The organism is Marinifilum breve (assembly GCF_003202155.1).
Taxonomy (GTDB): Bacteria; Bacteroidota; Bacteroidia; order Bacteroidales; family Marinifilaceae; genus Marinifilum; species Marinifilum breve.
Genome location: NZ_QFLI01000019.1, coordinates 1 through 7,644 on the forward strand (window position 1 = coordinate 1; position 7,644 = coordinate 7,644).

Genomic DNA, 7,644 nt, shown 5'->3' on the forward strand with positions numbered 1-7,644 from the left:
AACTCTGCCAAAGTAGCATCCTCAAGTATTTGAATTTGGCTAGACAAAAAATTCGTCTCTAAAATTTCTTTAAAAAACTCAATGATATCTTTTAGTTCTATCCTCCCTTTCATTTCAACAATCTGCAGACTATTAACTTCGTAGCACTTATTCAAATTAATCATAACTTATTTTTGATGTCCATTCTAAAAAAAAAGTTGAAAATCCACTAGTATAGAAATCATAAAAAACGGATAATTACAACCTAATTAAAAGCAATATATTCACTTGTAAACAGGCATATTAAGTTTTGTATTATCCTTTTTTTGTTACACAAAATTTGGAATGATCGTGAACAGCACCTAAAGAGTCTCAAAAACTCCTTAATTTTATGAAAGAGAGTCTTCTGGCATAGGGGGTAAATAACAGCCAGAAAACTCTCAACCCACTAACTAGTCATAGCTTTACAAGAACAGGGTAAAAATTAATTGCATTAAAATCTAAATTCACACTGTCTTTATTTTTTCTTGGATAAAAGATTTATAATAAAACACATTAGCTTCTGATAAAAAAAGTTCTGAATCATTTGGTATATAGCATCTCCATGGAGATGTAATTTTTACACCAATCACTTTTAATTGTAATCTATTTCTTTAACAATTGATTGCCATATGCACTTTTCCAATAATAGCAATCAATTATTAAAAAGGATCTTCAGTCAAAAATTTAAAATAGGAAGGAAAAACCTTTAGGATATGGAAAATAGTTAATAAAGATTTTTTGAGACCTCTCCAAAGTAAATTGGAGAGGCACTCGTTTGTGTTTATTGTATAAAATAGTAGTTATTGCATCATCTTAAAAAGAACCGTAAAATCTGTAAGATGGATCAGGCATGTAATACATTTCATATGAGTAGATTTTACTGCCATCAGGATAATCGTGAATATCCAGAGCCAAGCTCCATCCTGTCTCGTTCAAAAGCATATCAAGCATTTGCTGCATATTTGAATCAGTAGCGATAAAATCCTCCACTCCTTCAATATCAGAAATAATTTCTCCAGTCCATTCCATTCTAAACTCACTCTCTCCATTCTTAATCACTTCCACCGGAAGGTAAGCATATGTTCCCCATACAGATCCTTTCAAATATATACCAGGGCCATACTCAACACCTTCAGGAGTAGCAAATTCCGTCCCTAACACAACATAGTTTATCACCGGACCATCATAAATAGGTCCCAAAATCTCAGTAAATTTCCCTGACCAACTTGCGGACCACGGACTAAAATACCATCCTTTATTATATGTTTTTTTCAAAACTTCGAATAGGTGATCAGTAGCATTGGGATGGGAATGAATTGGTAGATCGGAACTTACCACTTCTCCTTCAAGACCTTCATTAGCCACCTCCCAGGTATCAAGATCTGAATTATAGCTTAACTTGCTAAGAGTGTCTCCTTCAATTACCAATGGATTTGTCAGTGTAATACCATCCTTAGTAAAAATAAAGCTTGCTTCTGCAGTCTCATTTCTTTGTTCTCCAATCCAGTATTTTATTCCATAAAAGAAATCTTTTTTCTCAGAATAACCGGCTTTATTGGTAATAAATGCATCAAAAAACACTGCTACAAAAGGTTTCTCTTCGCTAGCACCCATTCCTTTGGTCAAGCGGATCCCGGTAAAATTGGTATTGAATCTGGCTCTAAAGTTTGTAAAGTCCTCCTGAATAGTAGTAGTATCCCAATCATCTGCGCTTGCCTTTTCTAGTACTAATTCGATCTCTTTAGCCTTTCCTCTAAAGTGTAGCTTTCCATTTTCTTCCTTCACATAAACCAACTCTAAATCGCCACCTACACCTCCTGGCTCCCAACCGTTTGGCGTAACCAACCAATAAAAAACCTCATTATATGTATTAAAGTTTAGTACAGTCCCATTTTCACTACGAACCTCAAATTCAGAGGTACTTGTGTCAAAAGGGTTGGCCACGGTAACCTCTCCATTATTTTGCCCTTCCTCAGCAACAAACTTAAATAGAAAGAAATCACCCGCTTTTATTTTATCTCCAACAACCATAACTGTTTTCCAGCCATGTTCAGCATTGGCAAGTACTTTTGTTAGTTCAGCTTTCGCTTCATTTTTTCGCTCTGTTGGTGTTTGATCGAATACCTCCTCAAATTCCTGATCACAAGAAGAAAAGATTCCTAAGATCAATAGAATATATAATATCTTTTTCATATTTTCTCAATCTTTTAATTATACAATTCAGTAACTGCTGTATCAATCCTTTTCTGCATTGAATACATATCAATTCCCCATTTTTCTTTGTAATAGGTGGTTACCATTTCTACCTTGGAATGAAATTTCTTCCAGTTTTCCAATGTTTCGGGAGTCACCTTCCATCTAACAGGAGATTGATCAAAATCCAACTCCCATCCCCAGAAGTGGAGTTCAAAATCCCAATCAGATAAATACATGTCTGCATCCTGACTTGTTAAATTTCCTTCATTATCCTTCACCGCTAAATCCATGTGCAATTTGGGTTCATTGGTATGCGAAGCCAAAGAAAGCATCGATGCTGCAATTTCCACCCAATCCTCATTTTCTTCAGACATAGAGTAAGCAGTAATAAATCCGTGTTTTTTGGCATCATCATTGGAAATATCCATCCAGTTCCCGGTATATTTCCCTTTGCTGATTTCCTTGAATTCGTCAGGATAGAATTTGGTTTGATGCAAAATGTGACCAAACTCGTGGTGTAGGGTATGGAAAGATTTTACAACAGCTGTTCTTTTCATATCCAGAGCTTGTTCAGGAGTCTCGCCTCCAAATAAATCCACCTCAGCAAATTTGTTCACATTAAAGATCGTCACTTTTTTTCCACCTTCAGCCAAACCAAGTGTCGTGGTTCCATCGGCATTGTACTGAGGACTTCCTATCAGCACTAACAACTTAGGCATAAACTTGTACATGAATTCCGGATTGCCTCCAACTACAGATTCCTCTTCATAGGTTTTAATCCAAAGATTCAGGTAAGCCTCCAAAAATTCTTTGGCCTTCTCCATTGTAGGAGGAACCACGTGAAAATCATTAAATACTTCGGAATCGTCCCATTTGTACTTCACCTTTACATTGTATGGTTTTGTAAGATGCTCGTAAATCCACAAATCCAGTTCATTCTGCAATGCCTTATCATAGGCCACTACTGACTCGTCCCTCAATTCATCCTCTTTATCGCATGAATAAAAAGAGAATAAAACTGCTGACATTAGTAGTAATATATATATATTCTTCATGTCTTTTTAATTATTTTATTCACCAAAAATTACCTTGCATTTGGTTGTAAACCATATTGCTGCGCCGGAATAGGAATTTGCAATACTTTTCTTGCATCATCTGCTTCCAAAACTATAGGTGTTCCATTCTTAACCTTGTGTTCCACTTTCAAGCTGAAACGACGAATATCGAACCACCTTAAACCATTATAATAAAACTCTCTTCTTCGAGTATCAAGCACACAATTCATATAAGTTCTTTGCTTCTCTTCTTCAAATCCATACCATGGTGCAAGTGGAGAATCAGCGTGTGAATCATTCAAGTAGGCTCCATTGATCTTCTCTTCAGTTACTTTGTGAGTATCTGAATACCATTTGATACGCTTCTCAAAGTATAGATTCAAATCCTCTTCAACCTCTGTATACCTTTTCAACATGACGTTGGCTTCTATACGGTTGAACAAAGCCTCTTCTGCAACAATTTTAGGAGTCATGGCATAGTAATACCCTATGTCTGAGTTAACATCAATTCGCTTAAAGAAAAATCCCCATTTTACAATCAAATCATCACCTTCTCCAAAACTTGCTGTTGGTTGAGACCAATCCCATTCTGATTCTATTAGGAAATTATTTGAAAATAAGTTTGCCTTAATGTATGGAGTATATGCATACTGCAATGTAGCCTGGAAATAATGAAACCAATAGGTTACATTACTGGTTAGCATGAAGTTTGCCGGCTCTGTTGCCTTGGAGTATTCCGCTACCTGTTCATTCAAACCCATATCTGCATACTTACCCGAAAGATCTCTCAGGTAAGTTGACGGGTTACTTCCCAATGCAGCAGTTGAATAATCCACTACTTTTTGCCACTCTCCTTTATACAAATAAAAACGTGATGCAAAAGTATTGGCTGCAGCTCTGTTGAAATGATATTTTGGAACTTCATATACCTCATCCGCAACATACTGTATTCCTTCTTCCAAATCCTTTTCGATCAATTCGTATACTTTAGCAACAGTCTCCCTTTTGTAATCTTTGAACACAACATTCTCCACCTCAGTAACGTAAGGAACACCCAAATCACTTTCTGCTGTTGCGGGAGTATATGGCTTTCCCCATAAGTTCACCAACATAAAATGACAGTAGGCTCTAATCACCAAAGCTTCCCCATAATAAGGCAAATATTCAGCAGGCACCTCTCCTCCAATACGCTGTTTTTCAACAAACTCCAGGGCTTGATTTGCGTGTGAAATGGCATTGTAACATCCATCCCAGTAATATGCCGGAGAATCCTGTCCGTTATCAGTAAATTCTTCCCAAAAATACCCCTGTTGATTATTAATTTGAGTAAAATGTCCAGATCCTTTGTCATCAGCATTATCAGACATAGAAAAACAAAACATTCCATAGGTAGCCTCAGTATAAGCTGCTGTCAACAACTCTTTCACTTTCTCTTCCGAATCCAGCACCGTTCTGTTGTCGGGAGTGGTATCCAGATAATTATCACAGGACACAAAGCCAAGTGACGCAATAATAGTTAATATATATAATAATTTTTTCTTCATCTGTTTCAAATTTTAGAATCCTAATTTAAGCGAGAATGTGTATTGTTTTGGAACCGGAAGTGCAACACCACCTGTTCCGAAGAATTCAGGATCTTGACCGTTCAATGCCTTATCAGAATACATCAACCAAAGGTTAGTACCTTGTGCTTTTAATGAAGCACTTGTCAATCCAAATCTATTTAGGAATTCTTTAGGAATTCTGTATTCCAAAGAAATCTCTTTCAAACGAATAAAATCACCCTTTGCTACACGTTGATCTGAATAATTATAAGCATTGTAAGTCGATTCCAATTGATAACCATACTTATCGTAAAGCTCTTTACTTGCAATCACTGGTATGTTAGTATACTCTTCATCACCAGGCATCAACCATCTGTTTTTCATATCCTTTGTAATGGCATCCATATCAGAATAAGAAGCATGGAATGAAGGATACAAACGTATCTTGTTCCCAAATTGATAGCTGCAGAATACATTCAGTTTCCAGTTCTTGTACTCAATAATATTAGAAAATCCTCCGGTAATTTTAGGATCAATTGATCCTTCATACTTCAAATGGCTGATGGCATTGTCCTGAAAATACACCTGAGTAGTAACATTACCATTTTCATCGTAGAATGTTGGCAATCCATACTCATTCAAACCAGCAAAAGGTATGGAATACAAACCACGAACCGGACCACCTTGCAATGCTCCACCTTCAGCCTTCACTAAATCATAAATGATAGGTCTGTTTTTCAGACTCGTTATTTCATTCTTATTATAAGCGAAAGTTACATTAGACGTCCAATTGAAAGCATCACTTACAATATTTCTAGTTCCCAAACTAAATTCAATCCCTTTGGATGTCATATCGGCATAATTGGCGAACTTCCATCCTTCACCACCAATACCTGATGTTCTTACAAATGCTATTAGGTCGAAACCTTTTCTTCTATAAGCATCAACACTTAAGGAAATTCTGTTGAACAAACTCATATCGAAACCAATATTGGTTTCGTACTGCTTCTCCCATGTCAATTCTGAATTTTCCAATGAGGCTGCATACATCGCATTCTGCTTTTCAGAATCATATGGAGTGGTAGTTATAGCATTTCTATAAACGATTGAAGCATTGTTAGCAGGTCCCATAGAAGCTGTCAATCCATAAGTTCCTCTGAAAGATAAGTTAGATAACCATTCCACATCAGTTAAGAAAGATTCTTCCTTAGCATTCCATTTACCAGATAAGTTCCAGGTAGGCAAATATCTTGCACTTTTTGATTGTCCCAACTGGTTCGAACCATCCACACGTGCAGTACCATTGAAGGTGTATTTTCCTTTGTATGAATAAGCCAAGTTAGCAAAGCCCGCTACAAATCGATCTCTAAATTCTTGCATTCCAAAATAAGAGAATCCTGATTCATTGGTTGATTTGATAATATTAGGATCAGTGAATACTACTCCTCCTTTATTATATTGGTAACCATAACCATTAAAATAATCACTTTGTCTATCAACATATTTTAACTCCTGCCCCAACATTACATTTACCGAATGAATCTCATCAAAAATCCTGTTGTAGTTCAACATGTTTCTAATGTAGAAATTCTTCATGGTATTGGTCTCCTTATTGTAGAAACCACCGTTAGGTAGAACAGAAATCTTTCTTGAATTTGGATAAGTAATATCTCTCCAAAGATATTTATTGGCATCTGAAATTACAGGATCATCTATACCAGCGTTATAAGCAGCAACCACATTGGATCCCTCCTTAATGATGTGTTCGTTTGCAGATTTTACGTAACGCATTGATCCGGTAAATTTATAATCCAAATGCTTGTTGAATTTGTACCCTAAATCAGCTTGAATGGATAAATCTAATACATCTAAATTGATATAATTGTTTTTGTACTCTTCAAGAATATTAAAAGGTGCATAGTTCATACGAACATACTCCAGGTTTCCATCCTCATCGCGAGGAGTAATGGTTCTGGTAGTATTCAATGCATACGAGAATGGGTTGATATCGAATTCTCGGGAATAATTTCCACTTACAACATCGTTACTTCGATTGAATGTTCCAGGTGTTTTTTGTTCACGAATAGACCCTTTTGTCTGAATTCCTACCGTAAGTTTATCTGTTACTTCGAAATCACCTCTCATATTCACAGTATAACGGTCAACTCTATCGGCAATGGTCCATCCTGCATCGTTCAACCATGAGGTTGACACATAAAATTTAGATGTTTCCGATCCTCCTGAAAAAGAAACCGAGTGATTCTGCTGTAATGAGTTTCTAAACAATACATCAAACCAATCGGTATTGGCTCTTTCATATCTGCGTAAAAACCCTGATTTTGCTTCATCGGTATGCTCTAAACCGTACTTTCCATCTTCATAAGATTCAATCAAACTGTACATTTTATGAAAAACACCTGCATCTTTTGATCGCATTACATCTGCATAACTCAGCCACCCATTTTCTTCCATTTCCAGAAACATCTCCATCTGATCCTGAGAGTTCAGAATGTCGTAATTGGCATACTTAGGTTTCATTTTCATAGTAAACTCAGAAGTTACTCTGATGGAATTCTTCCCGGCACGACCTTTCTTGGTAGTAATTACAATTACACCATTCATGGCACGTGCACCATACAATGCAGTTGCTGATGCATCTTTCAAAATCTGAAAGCTTTCGATATCATCAGCATTGATACCTGCTACTGAAGAAGAGATAAGCGTTGCAGCATCACCTGAAGACAATTGGTCTGGTGAAATATCTACAACATCTTCCAATACCACTCCATCAACTACCCATAAAGGCTTGGTATCACCATAAATAGAGG

Annotated in this window: 4 protein-coding genes; all 4 read right to left on the reverse strand. The window is 36.5% G+C overall.

Features of this window, described 5'->3' with window-relative positions; all coding sequences use genetic code 11:
- Positions 1–834: 834 nt before the first annotated feature.
- On the reverse strand, positions 835–2,214 hold the full coding sequence (locus DF185_RS22730) for a DUF4302 domain-containing protein (RefSeq protein WP_110364028.1): 1,380 nt from the start codon (positions 2,212–2,214) through the stop codon (positions 835–837).
- Between the two features lie 14 nt (positions 2,215–2,228).
- Positions 2,229–3,272 (reverse strand): substrate import-associated zinc metallohydrolase lipoprotein, encoded by a 1,044-nt coding sequence (locus DF185_RS22735; RefSeq protein WP_110364030.1) that lies wholly within the window; start codon positions 3,270–3,272, stop codon positions 2,229–2,231.
- Between the two features lie 29 nt (positions 3,273–3,301).
- Positions 3,302–4,816 carry a RagB/SusD family nutrient uptake outer membrane protein gene (locus tag DF185_RS22740; protein ID WP_110364032.1) on the reverse strand — a complete coding sequence of 505 codons (1,515 nt, stop codon included), beginning with the start codon at positions 4,814–4,816 and terminating at the stop codon, positions 3,302–3,304.
- Positions 4,817–4,828: 12 nt separating this feature from the next.
- Positions 4,829–7,644 (reverse strand): SusC/RagA family TonB-linked outer membrane protein (locus tag DF185_RS22745; RefSeq protein WP_110364034.1); only part of this gene is annotated, 2,816 nt, incomplete at its 5' end.

What these genes read in the sequence shown, in the direction of transcription:
- DF185_RS22730 (WP_110364028.1), bottom strand. Translation starts at nt 2,214, where the DNA reads ATGAAAAAGATATTATATATTCTATTGATCTTAGGAATCTTTTCTTCT.
- DF185_RS22735 (WP_110364030.1), bottom strand. Translation starts at nt 3,272, where the DNA reads ATGAAGAATATATATATATTACTACTAATGTCAGCAGTTTTATTCTCT.
- DF185_RS22740 (WP_110364032.1), bottom strand. Translation starts at nt 4,816, where the DNA reads ATGAAGAAAAAATTATTATATATATTAACTATTATTGCGTCACTTGGC.